The sequence below is a fragment of the Pseudomonas agronomica genome (assembly GCF_025917275.1).
GTDB lineage: Bacteria > Pseudomonadota > Gammaproteobacteria > Pseudomonadales > Pseudomonadaceae > Aquipseudomonas > Aquipseudomonas agronomica.
The window spans coordinates 1-2,116 of record NZ_JAOSHO010000689.1; the positions used below are offsets into that span (position 1 = coordinate 1).

General features: G+C 61.7%; 1 protein-coding gene. It reads right to left on the reverse strand.

From position 1 onward, the window contains the following. Positions 1 to 110: 110 nt before the first annotated feature. Complete coding sequence (gene leuA / locus OC610_RS26195) at positions 111 to 1,790, reverse strand: 2-isopropylmalate synthase (RefSeq protein WP_264431994.1); 1,680 nt, start codon at positions 1,788 to 1,790, stop codon at positions 111 to 113. Positions 1,791 to 2,116 lie beyond the last annotated feature (326 nt).

Here is a 2,116-nt window from a genome sequence, read left to right on the forward strand (position 1 = left end):
GTGGGAGCGAGCCTGCTCGCGAAGAGGCCGGAACAGCCAACCAAAATACAAGCCAAACAAAAAGGCCCTGAGGTTCACACCCCAGGGCCTTTTTGATTTTCAGCTACCGATCAAGCCGCCTTGGCTTCCGGGTGGCTCAGCGAGCGGTTCAGTGCGCTGAACAGTGCCTTGAAGCTCGCCGTGGTGATGTTTTCATCGATGCCCACGCCGTGCACCGCACGCTCGCCGTTGACCCGCAGTTCGATGTACGCCGCGGCCTTGGCATTGGTGCCGGCGCCGATGGCGTGCTCGTTGTAGTCCATGATTTCCACCGGAATCGGCAGGCCGGCCACCAGCGCTTCCAGGGCGCCGTTGCCTCGGCCGCGCCAGTGCAGGTTGGTTTCGCCCTGGCCCTTGCTTGCCACTTCCACTTCCACGGCGCTGTTGCCGTTTTCTTCCTGCAGGCGATGGCTGACCAGCGCGTACGGGGTGTTGGCTTGCAGGTATTCACGCTGCAGCAAGGCATGGATCTGCTGGGCGGTCATCTCCAGGCCCAGGCGATCGGTTTCGCGCTGCACCACCTGGCTGAACTCGATCTGCATGCGACGTGGCAGGCTGATGCCGTATTCCTGCTCCAGCAGGTAGGCGATGCCGCCCTTGCCCGACTGGCTGTTCACGCGAATCACCGCCTCGTAGCTGCGGCCGATGTCGGCCGGGTCGATCGGCAGGTACGGCACTTCCCACAGGGTGTCCGGTTTCTGCTGGGCGAAGCCCTTGCGGATGGCGTCCTGGTGCGAGCCGGAGAAGGCGGTGTGAACCAGGTCGCCGACGTACGGGTGGCGTGGGTGCACCGGAATCTGGTTGCACTCTTCGACCACTTTGCGCACGCCGTCGATGTCGGAAAAATCCAGTTCAGGGTTGATGCCCTGGGTGTAGAGGTTCAGCGCCACGGTCACCAGGTCGACGTTACCGGTGCGTTCGCCGTTGCCGAACAGGCAGCCTTCGACACGGTCGGCGCCGGCCATCAGGCCCAGCTCGGTAGCGGCCACGCCGGTGCCGCGGTCGTTGTGGGTGTGCAGGCTGATCAGCACGCTGTCACGACGAGTAATGTTGCGGTGGAACCACTCGATCTGGTCGGCGTAGATGTTCGGGGTGGCGACTTCCACGGTGGCCGGCAGGTTGAGGATCACTTTGCGCTCAGGCGTCGGGTTCCAGACTTCGATCACGGCGTCGCAGACTTCCTTGGCGAACTCCAGCTCGGTGGCGCTGAAGGTCTCTGGCGAGTATTCGAACTGCCATTGGGTTTCCGGCTGCTGGGCGGCGTATTTGACGAACAGCTTGGCCGCGTTCACTGCGATTTCCTTCACGCCTTCCTTGTCCTGGTTGAACACGATGCGGCGGAACGACGGGCAGGTGGCGTTGTACAGGTGGACAATGGCCTTCTTCGCGCCACGCAGGGATTCGAAGGTGCGGGCGATGAGGTCTTCACGGGCCTGGGTCAGCACTTGGATGGTGGTGTCGTCCGGGATGTGGCCTTCTTCGATGAGGGTGCGCACGAAGTCGAAGTCGGTTTGCGATGCCGCTGGGAACGATGCTTCGATTTCCTTCACGCCCACGGCTACCAGGGTTTTCCAGAAGCGCAGCTTCTTGACCGCGTCCATCGGCTCGATCAAGGACTGGTTGCCATCGCGCAGGTCGGAACTGCACCAGATCGGCGCGGCGGTGATGGTCTTCGACGGCCAGGTGCGATCCGGCAGGTTGATGGTCGGGAACGCGCGGTATTTCGAAGACGGGTCTTTGAGCATGCTCATGGGCGGAATCCTTATTGTCGTGGCCGGAAAAAGGCGGCCTGCCGGTGTTTCGAATGGGGTGGCTCTTCAGCCGGGACGAGGTGCCGCGATTCAGCCCGGCAGTCGTGCACTGACGAGGCACAGGCTGCGGTGCTGGCGAAGCTGAATGAGGGTGTGAGAGGTTTTCATGCCTCAACCCTAACCGCGTGGAGGGGGGGTTGCAAGCAGTCGGAAAAAATTGGGAGAAGTTCTGCTTTTGAACTGATTTGCGGGATTTAATCGCGCGTGTTCGGGAATAGGTTCCTGGAAATTGCGCCGATGTTTTGAGCTTGGCAATTCACAGCAGG